This is a genomic window from Paraburkholderia dipogonis, assembly GCF_046027395.1.
GTDB classification, from domain to species: domain Bacteria; phylum Pseudomonadota; class Gammaproteobacteria; order Burkholderiales; family Burkholderiaceae; genus Paraburkholderia; species Paraburkholderia dipogonis_A.
Genome location: NZ_JAQQEG010000016.1, coordinates 141,960 through 160,909, shown reverse-complemented (window position 1 = coordinate 160,909; position 18,950 = coordinate 141,960). Strand labels below are relative to the sequence as shown.

Here is an 18,950-nt window from a genome sequence, read left to right as displayed (position 1 = left end):
GCTCAAGCGGAATCGGGCGGCCCGGCCACCAGGGGATTCACCGCACTGTAGGCCGCGGCTTCGTGCAACAGCCACTCGCGGAAACTCGCCAGCGGCTTGCCATGACTCAACTCGGTCGGATAGACGAGGTAGTACGCCGAGTCCGCGACCGCGGGCGCGTCGAGCGGAATCACGAGGCCGAGCTGGTCGAGTTGCGCATCGACGAAAAAACGCGGAACCAGCGCAATGCCGAGGCCGGCCGCAGCCGCGCTGATCAGCATGGTGTGGAGTTCGTAGCGCACGCCCTGCATGGTCCGGTTGTCGTCGACGCCCATGCTGGCGAACCATGACGCCCAGCCGTCCGGCCGGGTGGTGGAGTGCAGCAGCGGATAGTCCAGAAGCTGGGCGGCGCTTTGAACCGGCCGCTTCAGCAAACTCGCCGCGCACACCGGCACGACCTCTTCGCTGAAAAGAAAATCCGCCGAGGTGCCAGGCCATGTGGGCTTGCCGTAGTGAATCGCGGCCTCGAAATGGGTCTCGGCGAACGGGAACGTGCCGGTCCTCACGCCCATGTTCACGCGCACGTCCGGATACTGCGTATTGAATGCCGCAAGCCGAGGAATCAGCCATTGCGACGCGAAAGTCGGCAGGACGGCCAGTTCCAGATAACCGCCGCCGCTGCCGTGCGCGATGATGGACAGCGTGTCGCGATCGAGTTGTTCCAGCGAGCGCCGCACTTGCGCGCTATAGACTTTGCCCGCCTTCGTCAGCACCACGCGCTGTTTGACGCGCACGAACAGCCGCACGCCAAGATTGCTCTCCAGCGTATTGATCTGCCGCGACACCGCGCTCTCGGTCAGGAAGAGTTCGCGCGCCGCATGCGTGAAGCTCTCGTGCCGCGCTGCGGCTTCGAAAGCGAGCAGCGCGCCCATGTTGGGGATCTTGAACTTTCGCACGTTGATTCCAAAAACGCATCAAGTGGCGATTTTATCTCGCTTTACGGGAAGCTGGCCGGTTTGAATAATCACGCCTTCGACTATGCCTTCCTGTGGCTTTCTCACACGGCGGCAGGTCTGCTCGAACAAGTGAATCAGCGCCCGTAAAAGCCACGTAGAGAACCGCTATGCGAAATATCAAGAATGCGAATGTCGAACAACTGTTGCTGAAATTGCTCGGCGCCGATCGAACTGCGAGGCTCTTCACGGCGCTGAATCATCCGCGCATTCTGAACGAATGGGAGGACGGCATCGTCACACGCGCCGAACTCGCGCAGGCGATGAACATGGCGCTGTTCGAAGATCTGCTGGCGCGTTCGGCGAACGGCCGCCAGTACACGGACGAGACAATCGCGGCAGGCGGCAGCGTGTACTTCGATCACGGCGCGTTGCGCACGGTGCGCTGGCCGCACAGCGGCGCGCTGCCGACGGGCGAAGCCGCGTTTGCGCGCATTCTTCGTCCGCTCGGCTTCCGCATCAACGGCCGCTATCCGCTCGACCGCCTCGGCATGACCGGCCGCGCGTGGGCGCACGACGATGCGCCCGATGAAATCGCGCAGTTCTTCGTCAGCGAATTGCATCCCGAGCGGTTCTCGGCGGCGTTTCAGCAGGCCGTGACCAACGTGATCGGCGCGTCGCGCGATCCGTTGACGCCGCGCGCCATCGGCCAATTGTGGGAACTCGAACGCGACGGCGTGCTATCGCGCGACGCAGCGCATGAATTGCTGCCGGTGATCGTCGGCGCGTTTGCGCGCCAGCACGACATGCCACGCGAAGCCGATTACGAAGTATTGTTGAAGGAATCGGCGGAAATGGCGTGGATCGCCACGGAAGGCAACGCGTTCAATCACGCCACCGATCGCGTCCCGGATGTCTTTCAACTCTCCGACGACGAGAAGGCCAAGGGTCGTCCGATGAAACCGGAAGTGGAGCGTTCGCGCTCGGGCCGCGTGTTTCAGACTGCGTATCGCGCGGACATGGTGCAGCGCGAGTTCCGCGCGGCTGACGGCGGCATCGTGACGCGTGAAGTGCCGGGTTCGTTTTACGAGTTCATCACGCGCAAGCGGACTTTCGATCAGGACGCGCGTCGTTGGGAAACGGACCTGCGTTTCGACGCGGGCAACGCACAGGGCATCTTCAAGATGACCGCGAGCCAGGCTGCCTGAGTCCAAAGAGGCAGCACTCGCACGAGAGACGAGGGGCGCAGTGGGAACATCATTTGATGAAGAACAGGGCGCGAGCGTCGATGAGTTGAACGATGCCGGCCGTCGCGGGTTGAAAGAGGCGCCGCGTGTCGCTACGCCTTTCGTGGGCAGCGCCGCCGTGATGCAGGCGCTCGAAGCCGATTTGCGCAGCCACGTGCGCGGCGAAGTGCGCTTCGATTCGGGTTCGAAAGCGCTGTATGCGGCGGATGCGTCGAACTATCGACAAGTGCCACTCGCCGTCGTTGTGCCCGCGGATGTCGACGATCTGTTGGCCACGCTCGCCGCATGCCGCCGCAACGACGTGCCGTTTCTCGCACGCGGCGGCGGCACGTCGCAGAACGGCCAATGCGTGAACGTCGCGGTGGTCGCCGACGTGAGCAAGTATGTGAACCGCGTCGTATCGGTCGATCCGGTGGCGCAAGTCGCGATCGTCGAGCCCGGCGTGGTCTGCGACACCTTGCGCGATGCGGCCGAACAGCATGGACTCACCTTCGCGCCCGACCCGGCGACGCACAGCCGCTGCACGCTCGGCGGCATGATCGCCAACAACTCGTGCGGCGCGCATTCGGTGATGGCCGGCAAGACGGTCGAAAACGTCGAAGCGCTGGAAATCGCGACCTTCGACGGCGCGCGTTTCTGGGTCGGTCCCACATCCGATCAGGAACTCGAACGCATCATCGCTGCGGGCGGCCGTCAAGGCGAAATCTACGCCGCGCTGAAGCAGTTGCGCGATATCTACGCCGAGCAGATTCGTGCGAAATTCCCGCAGATCAAGCGGCGTGTGTCGGGTTTCAACCTCGATCAACTGCTGCCGGAAAACGGCTTCAACGTCGCGCGTGCATTGGTCGGCACCGAGGGGACCTGCGCGCTCACCTTGCAGGCGAAGGTGCGCCTCGTGAAGAGTCCGGCGAAGCGTGTGATCGTCGTGGTCGGCTTCACGGATATCTACGCGGCGGCGGATGCCGTGCCGCATTTCATGCGCTGCGGGCCGATCGCTATCGAAGGACTCGACCGCGCGATCATTCGCGGCTTGCAGGCGCGCGGTTTGAAAAAGGACGAGATCGCGTTGCTGCCCAAAGGCGATGCGTGGGTCGTGCTCGAATTCGGCGCGGACACGCAAGACGATGTGATGCTTGAATCGCAAGCCGCCGCAGCTTACTTTGCCTCGGGTGAAGCAGGGCCGAATGTGTCGGCGATGCTCGTCGAAGATCGCGTGTTGCAGGCCAAGGTATGGTCGATTCGTGAGACGGGCGCGTCGGCGGTGGCGTTGTCGGTCGATTCCGGCACGCCGGACCCGGTGGTCGGCTGGGAAGATGCGGCGGTCGATCCGTTGCGTCTCGGCGATTATCTGCGCGCGTTCCAGAAGCTGGTGGATCGCTACGGTTACGAGACAAGTCTCTACGGCCATTTCGGCGATGGCTGCGTGCACGCGCGCATTACCTTCGATCTACGCAGCGCGGAAGGTGTCTCGACGTGGCGCAAGTTTCTTCGCGAAGCGGCCGAACTGGTGGTCGAGTTCGGCGGCTCGCTGTCAGGTGAACATGGCGACGGCCAGGCCAAGGCCGAGTTTCTGCCGGTCATGTATGGCCCCGAATTGATGCAGGCGATGGAGCAATTCAAGGCGATCTGGGATCCGGGCAATCGTCTGAATCCAGGCAAGGTCGTGCATGCGTATCGCGCCGACGAGAACCTGCGCATGGGGCCCGCCTACAAGTCGGTGACCCTTCAAACCAGGCTGACGTTTGCGAGCCAGGAAGGCGACGGTTTCCAACGCGAGATCGAGCGATGCATTGGCATGGGCAAATGCCGCTCGCTCGAAGGCGGCACGATGTGCCCGAGTTATCGCGCGACGCGTGAAGAGAAATACTCGACGCGTGGCCGCGCGCATCTCTTCTGGGAAATGCTGCAAGGCGATGTGATCGCCGACGGCTGGCAAAGCCGCGAAGTGAAGGAAGCGCTCGATACATGCCTCGCATGCAAGGGCTGCAAATCCGATTGCCCGACGCATACGGACATGGCGTCATACAAGGCGGAATTTCTTTCACATTACTACGAGACGAATCGCAGACCACGGCAGGCGCTGTTCATGGGACGGATCGGCGAATGGGCGCCGTGGGCGGCGCGTTTTCCACGTCTGACGAACTTCATGACGTCGGCGCCGGGTTTGTCTTCGTTCGGCAAGTGGCTGGCCGGTGTGGCGCAAACGCGCGAACTGCCCCGGTTCGCGAATGCCACGTACAGGTACATCGCACAGCGTTCGCCGCAAACGGCGCGTGATGCTCGCGGCAACGTGAAGAAGGTCATCTTGTGGGTGGACACGTTCAACGATCACTTCACGCCCGAGATCGCGCAGGCCGCTGCCGATGTTCTAAAGCAATTGGGCTGGCACGTCGTGTTGCCAAAGAACCGGTTGTGCTGCGGGCGTCCGTTGTACGACTTCGGCCTGCTCGAACGCGCGCGCGAACTACTCACGCACATTCTCGACGACCTCGCCGACGATATCGCCGCCGGCGTGCCGCTCGTCGGTCTCGAACCGGGTTGTTTGTCGGTGTTCAAGGACGAACTGCTGAAGCAACTGCCCGGCCATCCGCTAGCGAAGAAGCTGTCAGCGCAAACTTTCCTGTTCTCCGATTTCGTCGCGCGTCAGCCGTTCGATTGGCCGACGCTCGCCGCGGACGTCATCGTGCACGGGCATTGTCATCAGAAGGCGCTGTTCGGCATGCAGGGCGATACCGCGCTGCTGAACAAGCTCGGCGTGAAATGGAAACTGCTCGATACGGGATGCTGCGGCATGGCCGGATCGTTCGGCTTCGACGCGGAGCATCACGCGCTGTCCACGAAGATCGGCGAAGACAAGCTATTTCCAGCGGTGCGTGCGGCGGCCGCGGAGACGATCGTGCTGACCAACGGCTTCAGTTGCCGTGAGCAGATCGCACAGGGTACGGGGCGTCACACAATGCATATTGCGCAGCTCGCGCAGCGGGCGTTGGCGGCGCGCTAAAGCGCATTCATGCGCATTCACGCGCGCTGATGCGCTTGCGTTACTTCTTCGTTAATTCGATGGTGGCCGGCGCTTGCGGAATGTCGGCGCTAGTCGCCATCCACAACACTTCGGCGTCTTCTTCGCTCGTGGAGACCGCCGCGTGACCGGTGCGGCTATCGAAGTAGAGGCTGTCGCCGGCGTTCAGATGCGTCGGCGCATACAACTCCGAATAGAGGCATACGCTGCCGCTGATCACATACAGAAACTCCTCGCCTTCGTGACGACCCCAGTCGTCGAATGCGTCGAGCGTGTGCGCGGAGATGCGGATGCGAAACGGCAGCATCGCTTTGTGCGCGAGGTCGGTTGCGAGCAGTTCCATCTGGTAGCCGCGGTACGCGTGGCGCTGGCCTTCATTCTTGCGGGTCAGCGCGCGACGGCCGCTGGCGCTGACTTTCGGCGTCGAACCGAACAGCTCGCCGATTTCGATCTTCAATCCCAGGACGATTTTCTGCAGGACGTCGAAAGTGGGGGACATCAGGCCGTTTTCGACCTTGGAGAGCGTCGAGCGGGACACGCCGCACAGGCGGCTGGCGGTTTCCAGCGTCAGGTCCTGCGCCTGGCGGGCGGCGCGGACGCGGCGGCCGAGGTCGGTGGTGGACGGATCGGCGGGTTTGGCAAGATGGGTGTCCATGGGGCTTGATGCTCGAAATGCGCGCTTTGGGGGGACAGTGTTGTTTCCGATAATAACATTTGGGGCGAGCAGCAAGTTTGGAGGGTTGGGTGTCGGCGGTGGGGGTCGTCGGGGACGCTTTGAGCGGTCGCGCCGGGCTTGAGCGGCGAAGCGGATAGGCGGCATCCGAGCGTGAGCGATGTCCGCGTGTTTTTCTCATTGGAAACTTTTGGTCTTCGGCGTATGGGCGGCGTGAAGCTACTGTAGCCGGGCCGGCTATTAACTCAAGTTGCGAGTCTCGTTTTATATCGCGTGCCTGATAATCGCATCGGCTTTGGACGGAAGGCATTAGTTAAGTCATTGCGCAGCGCGCTATTGCTCTCTTCCCACCCGCTAGCCTTGATAACGTCACTCCCAGATCGGCGAACCAATTTTGGTCGACCTGATTCAGGAAGATCAATAAAAACAGTCGCTTGCCAAATATAAATGGAGCCGCATTCATTTAATCATCAAGCCTGGTATGCGAACGGCATATTAATAAATTTGTTAAATCGCGTTGATGGTGGATTTTTCTTTGTCGCATGCATTACGATGCTGGAATTAAAAGCGGCATCGGCAAGATAAACGATCCATGTCTCAGAATCGTAAAAAACGACCGCCGGGGAATCAGGCGCGCAGAAAGCCGCTTGGCAAAGCCAAGCTCTTGCCGCATACCACGACATACGTGCGAGAACAGTCATTGCGCTGGCATCTCGCCCTGGCCGCATTTCAGGCGGGCAAGGGCAACGGCGAATTGCTGGCGAAACTGGCGAAGGCGCTTTACCTGGCCTGGTATCTTCAGCAGGCCGGGTTCGGTGCGCTGGAGCATGACGTTTATCTCGATGCCGAACGTATTCTGGATGCCGCCGCCCGTAGTGCGAGCAAAGACATCTGGCTGATCGCGGCAACGGACTGCGCGCCGATCACCAGGCTTCTCGATTTGCACGAACAGCAATTGCAAACTGCACCTGTATTCGCAGTGGACGAAGCTGAGTCGCGCGTCGTGCGGTTCGGTCAGAGTGACAAACAATCGCCCTGGTGAGCGGATTTGAAGCGTGACAACTCCAAAAGTGTGGGTCGCCGCAGGCATTTAACGTGGAGTCGGGCGACGTGATTCGTCTTTTGACACCTGCTGTCTTCAGTCCGGTTGTGGCTGATTTAGCGCCGGTCCCAGTCTGCCGTGACCCGAGCGTTCGTTGAATCGCCGCGTTGCAACGTGCAGCGCCGCGCTCGGACTATCGAGCGGCCGTCTTCCCTTCTGGACGAGGTCGGCGGCGGGCGCCATCCACGGATGAGCGAATGCGACTACGGTCGCGCCCGCCTCATACGCCTCATCGGCGGATGACGCGGTCGCTGCTACGCATGCTTGAATGTCGCCCGCTTTGAACAGCGCCCAAACGTGGGCAACGTGAACGACCTCCACCGATGCAGCGCTTTTGCTTGCGTGCTCCGTAAAGAGCTTCCTGATCGACTCGATTGCCGATTCAGCGGCACACAACACGACGATTTTCCCGCCCACTTCCGCTGCCGCCGCAGCCAAAGCGACATCAGCTCGGACGATGGGCACAGGCGGACTCTCGATATCGGCCACGGCCGGCCCGAGCGTGGCGCAAGTGAGAATGACAGCATCGGAATCGGCTGCCAACGCGAGAAGGCGCTGGTTTGTCCGGGCTCGCAACTCGTCGGAGAACGTCCCCGTTTGGTCGACAGCCTCGCGAAGATCCGCTCGCACTTCATGTTGAAGATCTTCGGCCCGCAGTCCAAGCGTTGTTGCTGCCTGCTCGAACACTCGCCGGTTTCCATCCATCGTATGGAGAAACGAAATACGCATGGCCGTATGCCTCGGTGTCAGGTGCGTCAGGTCGACGCCGCTTCGTGGTTTTCACGCCGACGGGCTGCCCAATCGGTTCGCCTGCATTGTTGCAACGTCGTTGCGGGCTAACAAGGCAAGCTCTTCTACCGGTATCGCCAGTACCTCTCTTGCGCGAGCGATCCGCGACGATATAGCCGCCTTATGGTCCCTTGTTCCGTGCATTCGAGAAGACCGTTGAGCCCTAATATCATCGGTTCGCATCCTGCTAGCTGTCATTTAGCTTGGATCCCGAACGTCGCCGGACGTCCGCAGACGTAGTAACGTATTGAAAATTTAACCTTTTCGCCCCGTTACATTGATTCTTGAGGCGCATATGTCCACGGACACAGACACAATCACCGATGAACAGATCGCTGCAATCGCCGACCGCATGGTCGAAGAAGGCAGAAGAGTGTCGCCAGTGACAATCTGGAAAGAGGTTCGCGGCGGTTCGCTTGTGGCGATAGTCGCGGCCTTGCAACGCTGGCGCGAAGCGCGGCAGGCCGAAACGCCACAAGTGCAGGCCCAGCCCGGATTGCCGGAGGGCCTCGCCGAAACCGTGATCAGCACCGCGGATAGGATCTGGGCAGCGTCTCAACACGATGCGGAGAAGGCGTTCAATCAACGTCTCGCCACGGTGAATCAGGACCTCGAAGCGGCCCTCGCGGAACGGGACGAGGCGCTTGCCGAATATCAAAAGACGATTGATGAGATCGAAACGGGGCGCAATCGTCTCAGCGCGCTGACGGACGCGCTGAGCGCGTCGGAAAGTGCTGCCCTGCGCCTCGAAGCGGAACTCGCGACCGCCAACGGCCGCGCCGAAGCGGCTGAGACTCACGTCGACGAACTGGTGCAGCGTGCGTCCGCGCAAGACGCCGACCTGGAGGCCATGAAGGCCTCGCTCGACGAGGAACGCCTCGCGCGTGAAGAGTTGGCCACGGCGCTCGCCGGCAAGAATGATGAAGTCGCTCAGGTTACTCAGGCACGGGATCAGGCGCGGCACGAGGCCGCGACATTGAGCGATGCCTGTCAGGCGAAGACGGAAGAAGCGACGCGATGGTCGCACGAGGCGAGCGCGGCCACGTCGCGTGCTGAAGCGGCGGAGGCACGCATCGAGGATTTCGTGCAGCGTGCGTCGGTGGACCATGCCAATCTGGAAGCGTCGAACGCATTGCTGGAAGAGGAACACAAGGCACGCGAAGAGTTGGCCGCGGTTGTCGCGAGCAAGAGTGAGGAAGTAGCGCGAATCACGCAGGAACGTGATCAGACTCAGCAGAAGATCGCAGAGTTGCGCGACGCCTATGAGGCGAAGTCGCAAGAAGTCACGCAACGGTCGGAAGAGGCGAGCGCCGCCTCGTCGCGTGCGCAAGCCGCAGAGGCGCGCGTGGAAGAGCTCACGCAGCGTGTGTCGTCGCAAGATGCCAGCCTGGAAGCTGCAAAGGCATCGCTTGCTGAAGAACGCCAGGCACGCGAGGAATTGGCTTCGATCGTCTCCGTCACGAACGATGAGATGACGCGAGTCGCCCAAGAGCGAGATCTTGCGCTGCAGGAGATCACATCGCTGCGCGACGCCTATGAGGCCAAGTCGCACGAGGCGAGCGCTCTTTCCACACGTGCGCAAACGGCAGAGGCGCGCGTGGAAGAACTCACGCAGCGTGTGTCGTCGCAAGATGCCAGCCTGGAAGCCACGAAGGCATCGCTCGCAGAGGAACGCAAGGCACGTGAAGAGTTGGCCTCGGCTCTCTCGAGCAAGAACGATGACGTAACGCGAGTCACTCAGGAACGCGATCAGGCGCTGCAGCAAGTCACAACGTTGGACGCCGCCTGTCAGGCGAGCTCGCAAGAAGTGACACGATGGTCGCAGGAAGCGAACTCAGCGACGGCGCGCGCGCAGGCAGCAGAGACACGTGTAGAAGAACTCGAACAGCGTGCATCAGTGGATCAGGCCAATTTGACGGCGACGAACGCGTTGCTGGAAGAGGAACGCAAAGCACGTGAAGAGTTGACCGCGGTTATCTCAGCCAGGAACGACGATGTCACGCGAGTCACTCAGGAACACGAACAGACCCGGCAGCAGTTCGCCACTTTGCGCGACACCCATCGGGCGAAGTCAGAAGAAGCGACGCGACTGTCCGAGGAGTTAAGCGCCGCCACGTCGCGCGCGCAAGCAGCCGAGGCACGCATAGACGAACTCGCGCAGCGCGCAGCGTCGCAAGCTGCCGATCAGCAAGCCACGACGGCTTTGCTCGACGAAGAACGCAAGGCACGGGCGGAACTGGCTGCAGCGATATCAAGCAAGAACGATGAAATAGCGCGAGCCACGCAGGAACGCGATCAAGCCCGGCAGCAGATTGCGACGTTGAGCAGCGCCTCTCAAGCCAGGCAAGAAGAAGCGGCACGGTTGTCGACCGAGTTGGAGGCGGCCTCGTCGCATGCACAGACCGTCGAGGCGCAGGCCAACGAGAACTTCGCGCGGCTCACCGCGCTGGAAGCTGAACTGGAGCAAGCCCGCGCTGCGCTGACAGCAGAGCGTGAGGCCGCCGAGGCGCGGGCCGAGGAAACGTCGGCTCAACTCAGCGAGTTCCAGCGCGTCACGCATGAACTGGACGAGGCGCGGGAGCAGATCAGTGCCGTGACAGAGGCGAAGACACTGGTCAGCGCCAACCTGGCTCGACTATCGCAAGATGCGTCCGCCGTGAGGGAACGCGCGGAGGCCGCCGAACAGCATGTCGCGCAGTTGGAGCAGCGCGTAGCGTCGCAAGCCGCCGCTATCGCGCAACACACTCAGCGCGCCCAGCAGTTAGCAGCCCGCGCCGAGGAGACCGACAGCGCGGAGGAAGTCGCGGCGTTGCAACGCCAAATATCGACACAAGCCAAAGCTCATACAAAGGCCATGAGCGAGCTTCGCACAACGGCCGAACAGTGGGTCGTGCACGCAAAGGACCTTAAACAGCGGCTCGGTCTGGCAAGCGAGAAGATCTTGTTCATCGACGCACGCAGCACCGGCGAGGTGGCGCTTGTCCGGCGGCTCTCATCCGAACTGGAGCGGCTCAAGCCGGATCACGAATTGATCTCCAGGGAGATGCAGCAAAAACTGATCGCCGCGACCATGACGCACCAACTTGCGCAGAAGGGCTACCGTTACGATCCGGCGACGGCGGTGATGTCGAAGGTCGCGACCTGACGCGTGGCGGCCGGTCGGACGCATGATGGAGAAAGGCGCGCGCCTGCGACGCGCGCCCCATGAGCTCGACGCTTACGGCGCGACCGGCTTGCCCGACGCGTCCTTCACTTTCTGTTTCCACTGCGTGCGGATTTCAGCCGTCACGGATTCCGGCAGCGAAATGTAGTCGAGATCGTCGGCCGCCTTGCCGCCGTTCTTGAACGCCCAATCGAAAAACTTCAGCGTTTCGGCGCCTTGCGGTGCTTTGTCCTGCGTCGTGTGCAACAGCACGAACGTCGCGCCGACCACGGGCCACGCGTTCTTGCCCGGTTCGTTCGTCAGGATCTGGTAGAACGACTTCGACCAGTCGGCGCCGGCTGCTGCGGCCTTGAAGGTGTCAGTCGCCGGCACGACCACCGTGCCCGCTGCATTTTTCAGCGCGGCATAGGTCATGTGGTTCTGCTTCGCATACGCCCACTCGACGTAGCCGATCGCGCCAGGCAGACGCTGCACGAAAGCGGCAACGCCGTCGTTACCCTTGCCGCCCGTACCCGTCGGCCAGCTCACCGTCGCGCCTTCGCCCACTTTCGACTTCCACTCCGGGTTCACTTTGGACAGGTAGTTCGTCCAGATGAAGCTCGTGCCCGACCCATCGGCACGACGAACCACGGCGATGTCGGTATCCGGCAGCTTGATTTTCGGATTCAGCGCGACGATCGCCGGATCGTTCCACTTCTTGATCTTGCCCAGATAGATGTTGCCGAGCACTTCACCCGACAGCACCAGTTCGCCAGCCTTCAAACCCGGCACGTTGATTGCCGGGACCACGCCGCCGACCACCGTCGGGAACTGGAACAGGCCGTCCTTGGCCAGTTCGTCGTCTTTGAGCGGGGCGTCCGAGCCGGCGAAATCCACGGTCTTCGCAATGATCTGCTTGATACCGCCCGACGAACCGATGCCCTGATAGTTGACCTTGCCGCCGCCGCTCTTTTGATAGGCGTCGGCCCATTTCGTATAGATCGGCGCGGCAAAGGTGCTGCCCGCGCCGGTGATGTCGGCGGCGTGTGCGGCGCTGGCACACAATGCACACACAACCAGCGTAAGTTGCTTGAGATTCATGATGAGACTCCTCATGGCGACGCGGTCGCCGTCGATGGGCTGCAACTTAAGGGTGAAATATGACGTTCTTGTGACTACTCAAATTAAATGAGCCGCTTGCCTAACCTTAAGCATTCGCTAAGTCGACGTCGTGAAAACTAGCGGGTTAACCTTCTTTTGATCGGCCGCGATATGCTCAGGCCTTTGATTCCGGTTCAATCTGTGCGGCGCTTGAAGTTGGCATTGCGTGGCGATTGCCACGGTTCTGATTTCGGCCGGCAAATTGCTGGATAGGCCAATCCCGCGCGGGAAGCAAACGCTGAATGACCTATGAAATCTGATCTGCTATTGCAAACCTACGGCGCGGACTCGTCCGGCATGGTCTGCGGCTTTCTCTTTTCCTCGACTCGCGCCGGACGGTCCGTCGACGCCGATGAAGTCGCCGAATGGCTCCAGGCCCACGACGCGAACGGCCCGGCGAAGGAAGGCAGTGAGTTTCTCTGGCTTCATTTCAATCTGGCGCATAGTGCCAGCGAACGGTGGATGAGAGCCCAACTCGACTTGCCCGAGACTTTTTTCGACGCATTGCGTGAAGGCTCGCACTCCACGCGTATCGAACATGCGGACGGCGCGCTGCGCGCGGTCGTGAACGACGTCATGTTCAATCTTGAGTTCACTCCCTCCGAGATTGCGACGCTGTGGATTTACGCGAATCAACGGATCATCGTGACCGCGCGTCTCAAGCCGCTGCGTTCGGTCGACCGATTGCGCGCATCCGTTCGGGAAGGCGAGGTGTTCAGGTCTCCAGCGGAATTGCTGGTTCACCTGATGCGTGACCAGGCGGACCTGTTGGTGCAGATCGTCCGGCGAACCAGCGCCGACGTCGACCGGATCGAGGATCGGTTCCTGTCGCAGCGGCCGACACAGAACCGGATCGATCTGGGCGCGATGCGTCGTATGTTGACGCGCTTGCAGCGCATGCTCGCGCCTGAACCCGGCGCGATCTTCCGTCTGCTCGCAAGGCCGCCGCGCTGGCTGCATTCAGAGGACGTACAGGACCTGCGCGAGTCGACGGAAGAGTTTTCCGTGGTTCTCTCGGATGTGGCCGGGTTGATCGAACGGGTCAGGCTGTTGCAGGAGGAAATCATTTCCCGCCTCGAGGAACAGAACAACCGCACGCTGTTCACGCTCACGCTGGTGACGGTTCTGGCGATGCCGATCAATATTGTCGCGGGTTTTTTCGGCATGAATGTGGGCGGTATTCCGCTCGCTGAAAACCGGCACGGCTTCTGGGTGATGGTGTTCCTTGTCGCCGGTTTTACGGGGCTCGCGGGCTGGTGGGCATTTCGTCGGCGCAAGGAACGGTAGGGACGAGGTGTTGCATCCGACTTCAGCATCAGCGGCTCTGCACGCGGTAACGTCAACTCATGCCGGCGTCGGGACGCTCGCCGGCCAACGTATCGCTGAACGCGCGTAACAGTGCGTCGGCGCGTTGCATGTGATCGCCTTTGCGATGCCTCAAATGCGCTATCGCATCTTCTACAACGCCGCGCCCACCAAGCTGAGTTGTGTGCTCGAGGAGTAGCGCTTCACTCGAAACGATGTCGTTGAGTTTTCCTGGCTCGTCCTGCAATTGCGTGAGCTCTACGACGCCGATCTCGTTCCCGTTTTCGAGCAGAGGCGCGAAAAACTCCAGCAGATAGCGCATCTTTTTCCCTGCGATTCGGACTTCGTGAACCTCGGCGTATACGGCGTCCGGCTTCCTAAGCACACGCTCCATCCGTTTTCGCAGCGCCTGCTTCGCCGTGGCAACACGGTTCGCGGCGAATGCCGCGAGCGGTTCGTCAAACGAGCACGCGTCGAGTTGCAGCATCACGCCGGCTATCCATTGCGCGAGCATGGCTTCGACGTTTGCTGCGGCGATCGTTGCGCGATTGCGCAAAAAGCTGGCGGAAGACGCACCGACGCCGCACTCTTTTGCGGCGCTCATCGAACGATAGCCAACCGCTGACGAGTCCGCGCCCACTGAGCAAGCGCGGCGCACGCCACCAGCAACGAGCCCGTGACGAAGAACACGGAATGCAGCCCGAGATGGACAGCGATTACGCCGCCGATAATCGGACCGACGACTTGCCCGCTGAATTGCGCCGACTGCAGGTAGCCGAGCATCTGACCGGTCTTGTGCTCTTCCACTGCATGCCGGGCCAGTTTGGCAATCGCAGGCAGGAGACCGGCGAGTGTCATGCCCATCAGCGCGCGCAATCCCGCCAGTTGCCACCATGCGTGAACGAACGCTTGCGGAATCATCACCACACCGGTCAACACCAGACAAGCGACGATCACGTTCCAGCTGCCGATCCGATCGGCCAACGCGCCGAGGCGCGCTGCCGTGAGCATGCTGCCGAACGCCGAACAGGCCATCACGATACCCGCCACGCGCGCCAGATGAAGCGACGGCACGCCGAGACTGCCGACATAGACCGTGATGACTGGCTCGATCGACATGTTGGCGAGCAGCACCATCATCGCTGTGACGAGCAACGCGGCGATCACCGGATAGTTGTTGCGATGTGTGCTCGTCGACGCATGCCCGGCGGGACGTCGCCTGGAATGAGTGGCCGGGTCGAAATCTTCCTTGACGACGAAAATCGTGAGCAGCGCGGCGACCGCGATCATGGCGCCGCCGGCGAAGAACGTGCCGCGAATGCCGAGCCAGCCCGGCAAAAAACCGCCGACGAGCGGCCCGATCAGGTTGCCGGCCAGCGCGCCTGTCGACAGCACGCCCAGCGCCCAGCCCGCGCGTTCCTTCGGCGCCTGCGTGCCGACCATCACCGTCGACGCCGACGAGTACCCGCCCACGAGACCCGCAATCAAGCGCAGGGCGACGAGTTGATGCACGTTGTGCGCAAGGCCGATCAACGACATCACCACCGCCATGCCGACGGCCGCACGCACCAGCATCGGCTTGCGGCCATAACGATCGGCAAGCCGTCCCCAGACAGGCGCGGTGACAGCAGTTCCCAGAAACGTGGCGCCGAACGCGATTCCCGACCACTGGATGACGGCGGACTGCGACTGCACACCGAGTTGCTGGACGTAGATGGGCAGGAACGGCAGCAGCATGCTCAGGCTGACGAGCGTGGTGAACGAGCCGAATACGCACACGGCCAGATTGCGGCGCCAATAGCGTTCATGTCGCGCTGAATAATCGAGGCCGTGCGTTGCCTGACCGGACGGCAGGGAAACTTGTTGAGGGGTGTTCATACCGCCTTCCCGGCAAATGAATGCGAGCGTGACTGGCCCTGTGCTTCGGCAAGTTCGCTCACCAAGGTGGCCACCAACTCCGCCGCAGGCAATGCTCTCGCGAGCGGCGCGCCCTGGCCGGCCCATTGGACGGCAAATTCGGTGTTGCCCTTTGCGCGGGCCGCGGCGTTCAGCGCCTTGGCGGCGTCATACGCAATCGGATAGTCGGGCAGCGGCGGCGCGTCCGGCGAGTCGACGTCGGTAAACAACCGGTTGCTCAGTCCACGTGCCGGGCGGCCGGAGATCGCGGCCGTCACGGCCGTCCGGTACGCGCGTTGGGTGGTCAGTGCGCTCCGGTAGGCGGCATCCGCGCCCGATTCCGGACACAGCACGAACGCGGTGCCCATCTGCACGGCGCTAGCGCCGAGGAGCAATGCGCCGGCAATGCTTTGACCGTCCATGATGCCGCCCGCGGCGATGACCGGCAGCGTCGACTGTTTTGCGATCAGACGGACCAGTGCCAGGGTGCCGATCATCGCGTCATCGTCCGGATTGAAGACGCCACGGTGGCCGCCTGCTTCCGCACCTTGCGCGACGATCGCATCGAGTCCGGCCTGCTCGATCTGCATGGCTTCGTGCGGCGTGGTCGCACATCCGAACAGCAGAATGCCGGCGCGATGCAGTGCATTGATCCATTCGCGCGATGGCAGCCCAAAATGGAAACTGACGACAGCGGGACGCTCTTCGATCAGCACTTGCAGCAGTGCCTCGTCGACGACAAAGCTCGTGTAAATCTCCTTGAGCGCAGCGGGCGTTCTGGCGCCGAACTCGGCGAACAGCGGTTGCAGATGCGCAAGCCAGGTCGCTTCGCGAAGCGGATCGCTGTACGCCGGCCGATGGCAGAACACGTTGACGTTGAACGGCTGGCTCGTGAGTGCGCGCGTCGCGACGATCAGTTCACGCGCTTGCTGCGCGGTGCTCGCACCGACGGCGATCGAGCCGAGCGCGCCGGCATTGGAAACCGCGGCGGCCAGTGCGGGCGTCGAGATGCCGGCCATCGGCGCCTGAATGATGGGATGCCGCACGCCAAGTGCTTGCAGAAAGCGGATATCGGAGGTCATGGGGTTCTCACAGTTCGAGTAGTGGATAGAAACGCCTGGAGCGGAGTGGCTATGCTTGCTTCGGACCGAAGCGAAGCGCCGCGAACAGATCCACTGCCAGAGCAAGTGCCAACGACGCCGCGCCGATCACGAACAACATCGCGTAGTTGCCGCCGTCGTGCGCGAACAGAAACGACAAGCCGTACGCCGCGACTGCCTGCAAGACGGCAAAACTGGTGGTCGCCGCGCTCCAGGCGCCTTTCTGGGCAGCCGGATGATGCGCGAGCAATTCATTGACCCTGCCGAGCACGAGCGCCACGATGCCCGGCACGAACGCGCCGACTACGACGCTCGACACAATCAGTGCCGCAGGTCCGCGCACGACAGCCGGCAAGGCCACCGCGACGATCTGCAGGACATAGGCCACGCGCAGTGCCGGACCGAACCCGGTACGGTCAGCCAGATGGCCACTCAGCAGCGGGCCCACAATCGCCCCGAGTCCAAACAGCACCCAGAATTGCGCGCCGGCATCAAGGCCCTTGCCGAGGCCGCGCGCCACGAAATCGACGAGAAAGATCATGTGCGGAACGAGGCCCACGGCGTTCAACGCATACCCGGTGTAGAGCGCGCGCATCGATGCAGCCGGATAAGACCGGCCATGCCCTCTGTGATGCGTCGCCGGCTGAACGGCGGCTTCGCCTCGTCCGGGCCAGCCGTTCCATGCGACGGCCGTCAGCGCGAGGGAGATCGCGGCAAGTCCCAGCCACGTTTGCATCAGGCCCTGACGCAGCAGTATCGGCACGATCGTCCCGGATGCCACGATGCCGAGACCAATACCGCTGAAGATCGCGCCGCTCGCAAAGCCCTTGCGCGATGGGATGACGTGCGCGAGGATCGTCGGCGCGGCGAGCACCATCAGCGCGCCGCCGGCCAGGCCGGATGCGAAGCGCCAGACGAAGAACCAGAGAAAAGAAACCGGGAAGGCGCAGGCAACGAACGCGACGGTCGCGAGCAGCATCATCGCGCGTAACACGAACGTGGCATCGAAACGCCGTGCCAGCCAACCGCCTGCGAGCGCGCCCGCCAGATAGCCGCCGAGATTGGCCGCGCCGAGATACGCTGCGGTCGACGCCGGAAACCAGTGCGCGCTGACGATCGCCGGCAATAACGGGGTATAGGCGAAGCGCGCGAGGCCGATGCCGACAAGGCTCGCGCTGGCGCCTGCCAGCGTGCCGCGCCAGACATTGAACGCCGGCGGGATCGGTCCGTTGACGACTGCACGTTGCATCACTGTCTCCACTGTTCGGTTACGCGCCGACTCGTCTGGCTGGCGGGGTCGACACGATAGGTACGTAGGTCACAGCTCGCAATGCCTCTCATGAGGATTGCAAACTGAATGCGGAATGCCTCGCAATGTGACAAACGATGCCGGGAGCGCCGACGCTGTCGCCGCCGTCCACGTGTGGGATGTTTGCCCGTTACGAAGATTGCCGATTCGAGTCGAGCGTGGCGTCGGTCGTGTCAGTGAATTGGCCGGGGCGGCCGACAGCTTGCGCTAGGTAATCTCGATGGAAGTAAGTCTAGATTGAACCGATTGAAGAGAGAATCCACGCGGCACGGCAGACATTCTTCCGCGAAACGATTCAATTTCGCGTGGTAATCCGTTGGGATTGTGTGAAATGCTGGCGCAGACGCGGCGCCGCGAAATCGACGAACGCGCGCACCTTGGGCACGGCGAGGCGCCCGTGCGGCGTCAGCAGGTGGACCGGCAGCGGGGCGGGTTCGTTGTCGCTCAGAACGATCTTGAGCGAGCCGTCCTTGACCTGTTCGGCGACGTGGTAGGAAAACATGCGGGTGACGCCGTGTCCCGCGACCGCCGAGGCCACGGCCGCCTGAATACTGTTGACGATGAAGCGAGGCGTGAACTGCACGACTCGCGGAATCGTCGAGCCGTTCGGCGGCGGAAAGCTCCACGAATCCAGGCCGAAGTGGGTCATGGAGATGATCTGATGCTGGGCCAGATCCGCAGGTTCGGTAATTGGAGGGTGCTTAGCCAGGTAGCGAGGCGACGCGGCAACGACCCGCCGCACTTCGCCGACGGGGATCGCCACCAGCGTCGAATCCGGCAAATGGGCGATGCGCAACGCCAGATCCATGCCTTCGTCAATGAGGCTGACCGGGCGGTCGAGCATATTCAGGCGCACCGAGACCGCCGGATAGTGATCGACGAATTCGTCGATGATCGGCTGCAGCATGTCCTGGCCGGCGGCCACCGGCGCGGTGATCGTGAGCAGCCCGCGCGGCGCGGAGCGCTCGCCGGCGATCAACAGATCGGCCTCTTCGAGATCGGTGAGAATGCGCCGGCAGGCGGCGGCATATCGTTCGCCGGCTTCGCTCAGTTTGATCGTCCGCGTCGTGCGATGCAGCAGGGCCGTGCCGACATGTTCTTCGAGGAACGCGATAGCGCGGCTAACCGCGGCGGGTGAGCGGCCGAGTCGACGGCTCGCGCCGGCCAGGCTGCCTTCGTCGAGCGTGGCGACGAACACCTTCATTGCGTCGATGCGGTCCATGTTGCCTGATCCGGTGTGATTGAAAACGCGATCTGGCAGAGTCTACAGCGACG

At 62.2% G+C, this 18,950-nt stretch carries 14 protein-coding genes; 5 read left to right on the top strand and 9 right to left on the bottom strand.

Going from position 1 to position 18,950, the window contains the following annotated elements; translation table 11 throughout:
- Positions 1-2 precede the first annotated feature (2 nt).
- On the bottom strand, positions 3-935 hold the full coding sequence (locus PQR32_RS18145) for a LysR substrate-binding domain-containing protein (RefSeq protein WP_408229515.1): 933 nt from the start codon (positions 933-935) through the stop codon (positions 3-5).
- Between the two features lie 167 nt (positions 936-1,102).
- Here PQR32_RS18145 and PQR32_RS18140 point away from each other — a divergent pair, with 167 nt between their 5' ends.
- Positions 1,103-2,140, top strand: coding sequence for a DUF1338 domain-containing protein (locus tag PQR32_RS18140; RefSeq protein WP_408229512.1), 1,038 nt, complete (start codon positions 1,103-1,105; stop codon positions 2,138-2,140).
- A 40-nt stretch (positions 2,141-2,180) separates the two neighbouring features.
- Positions 2,181-5,180, top strand: coding sequence for an FAD-binding and (Fe-S)-binding domain-containing protein (locus PQR32_RS18135; RefSeq protein ID WP_408229509.1), 3,000 nt, complete (start codon positions 2,181-2,183; stop codon positions 5,178-5,180).
- Positions 5,181-5,220: 40 nt separating this feature from the next.
- Here PQR32_RS18135 and PQR32_RS18130 read toward each other — a convergent pair whose 3' ends face one another.
- Positions 5,221-5,853 carry a helix-turn-helix domain-containing protein gene (locus PQR32_RS18130; protein ID WP_408229506.1) on the bottom strand — a complete coding sequence of 211 codons (633 nt, stop codon included), beginning with the start codon at positions 5,851-5,853 and terminating at the stop codon, positions 5,221-5,223.
- A gap of 610 nt (positions 5,854-6,463) precedes the next feature.
- Between PQR32_RS18130 and PQR32_RS18125 the strand changes: the two genes are divergently transcribed.
- Positions 6,464-6,913, top strand: a complete 450-nt coding sequence (locus PQR32_RS18125; protein ID WP_408229503.1) for a hypothetical protein — start codon at positions 6,464-6,466, stop codon at positions 6,911-6,913.
- Positions 6,914-7,009: 96 nt separating this feature from the next.
- Here PQR32_RS18125 and PQR32_RS18120 read toward each other — a convergent pair whose 3' ends face one another.
- Positions 7,010-7,702: an arylsulfatase gene (locus PQR32_RS18120; protein WP_408229500.1), complete on the bottom strand. Its 693-nt coding sequence runs from the start codon at positions 7,700-7,702 to the stop codon at positions 7,010-7,012.
- 355 nt (positions 7,703-8,057) lie between these two features.
- On the opposite strand from PQR32_RS18120, the gene PQR32_RS18115 reads away from it, so the two are divergent.
- Positions 8,058-10,907, top strand: a complete 2,850-nt coding sequence (locus PQR32_RS18115) for a DNA-binding protein (protein WP_408229497.1) — start codon at positions 8,058-8,060, stop codon at positions 10,905-10,907.
- A 72-nt stretch (positions 10,908-10,979) separates the two neighbouring features.
- Here the strand turns inward: PQR32_RS18115 and pstS are convergent, their stop codons facing one another.
- Entirely contained in the window at positions 10,980-12,020 is a 1,041-nt protein-coding gene (gene pstS, locus PQR32_RS18110; protein WP_408229494.1) for a phosphate ABC transporter substrate-binding protein PstS, read from the bottom strand.
- A 294-nt stretch (positions 12,021-12,314) separates the two neighbouring features.
- Between pstS and PQR32_RS18105 the strand changes: the two genes are divergently transcribed.
- Entirely contained in the window at positions 12,315-13,352 is a 1,038-nt protein-coding gene (locus tag PQR32_RS18105; RefSeq protein ID WP_408229492.1) for a transporter, read from the top strand.
- A 52-nt stretch (positions 13,353-13,404) separates the two neighbouring features.
- On the opposite strand, the gene PQR32_RS18100 is transcribed toward PQR32_RS18105, so the two are convergent.
- The 5 genes from PQR32_RS18100 to PQR32_RS18080 form a co-directional block, all read right to left on the bottom strand.
- Entirely contained in the window at positions 13,405-13,974 is a 570-nt protein-coding gene (locus tag PQR32_RS18100; protein ID WP_408229489.1) for a CHAD domain-containing protein, read from the bottom strand.
- Complete coding sequence (locus PQR32_RS18095) at positions 13,971-15,248, bottom strand: MFS transporter (RefSeq protein ID WP_408229486.1); 1,278 nt, start codon at positions 15,246-15,248, stop codon at positions 13,971-13,973. The genes PQR32_RS18100 and PQR32_RS18095 overlap by 4 nt, the downstream gene beginning before the upstream one ends.
- Positions 15,245-16,348, bottom strand: a complete 1,104-nt coding sequence (locus tag PQR32_RS18090; protein ID WP_408229483.1) for an NAD(P)H-dependent flavin oxidoreductase — start codon at positions 16,346-16,348, stop codon at positions 15,245-15,247. Before PQR32_RS18090 ends, PQR32_RS18095 begins: the two co-directional genes overlap by 4 nt.
- 49 nt (positions 16,349-16,397) lie before the next feature.
- Positions 16,398-17,615: a YbfB/YjiJ family MFS transporter gene (locus PQR32_RS18085; RefSeq protein WP_408229480.1), complete on the bottom strand. Its 1,218-nt coding sequence runs from the start codon at positions 17,613-17,615 to the stop codon at positions 16,398-16,400.
- A gap of 355 nt (positions 17,616-17,970) precedes the next feature.
- Positions 17,971-18,897, bottom strand: a complete 927-nt coding sequence (locus PQR32_RS18080) for a LysR family transcriptional regulator (RefSeq protein WP_408229477.1) — start codon at positions 18,895-18,897, stop codon at positions 17,971-17,973.
- Between the last annotated feature and the right edge of the window lie 53 nt (positions 18,898-18,950).

Excerpts from the sequence above, each read along its gene's own strand:
- PQR32_RS18115 (WP_408229497.1), top strand. The coding sequence starts at position 8,058 with ATGTCCACGGACACAGACACAATCACCGATGAACAGATCGCTGCAATC.
- PQR32_RS18095 (WP_408229486.1), bottom strand. The coding sequence starts at position 15,248 with ATGAACACCCCTCAACAAGTTTCCCTGCCGTCCGGTCAGGCAACGCAC.
- PQR32_RS18090 (WP_408229483.1), bottom strand. The coding sequence starts at position 16,348 with ATGACCTCCGATATCCGCTTTCTGCAAGCACTTGGCGTGCGGCATCCC.
- PQR32_RS18085 (WP_408229480.1), bottom strand. The coding sequence starts at position 17,615 with ATGCAACGTGCAGTCGTCAACGGACCGATCCCGCCGGCGTTCAATGTC.
- PQR32_RS18105 (WP_408229492.1), top strand. The coding sequence starts at position 12,315 with ATGAAATCTGATCTGCTATTGCAAACCTACGGCGCGGACTCGTCCGGC.
- PQR32_RS18100 (WP_408229489.1), bottom strand. The coding sequence starts at position 13,974 with ATGAGCGCCGCAAAAGAGTGCGGCGTCGGTGCGTCTTCCGCCAGCTTT.
- PQR32_RS18140 (WP_408229512.1), top strand. The coding sequence starts at position 1,103 with ATGCGAAATATCAAGAATGCGAATGTCGAACAACTGTTGCTGAAATTG.
- PQR32_RS18130 (WP_408229506.1), bottom strand. The coding sequence starts at position 5,853 with ATGGACACCCATCTTGCCAAACCCGCCGATCCGTCCACCACCGACCTC.
- PQR32_RS18120 (WP_408229500.1), bottom strand. The coding sequence starts at position 7,702 with ATGCGTATTTCGTTTCTCCATACGATGGATGGAAACCGGCGAGTGTTC.
- PQR32_RS18080 (WP_408229477.1), bottom strand. The coding sequence starts at position 18,897 with ATGGACCGCATCGACGCAATGAAGGTGTTCGTCGCCACGCTCGACGAA.
- PQR32_RS18125 (WP_408229503.1), top strand. The coding sequence starts at position 6,464 with ATGTCTCAGAATCGTAAAAAACGACCGCCGGGGAATCAGGCGCGCAGA.
- pstS (WP_408229494.1), bottom strand. The coding sequence starts at position 12,020 with ATGAGGAGTCTCATCATGAATCTCAAGCAACTTACGCTGGTTGTGTGT.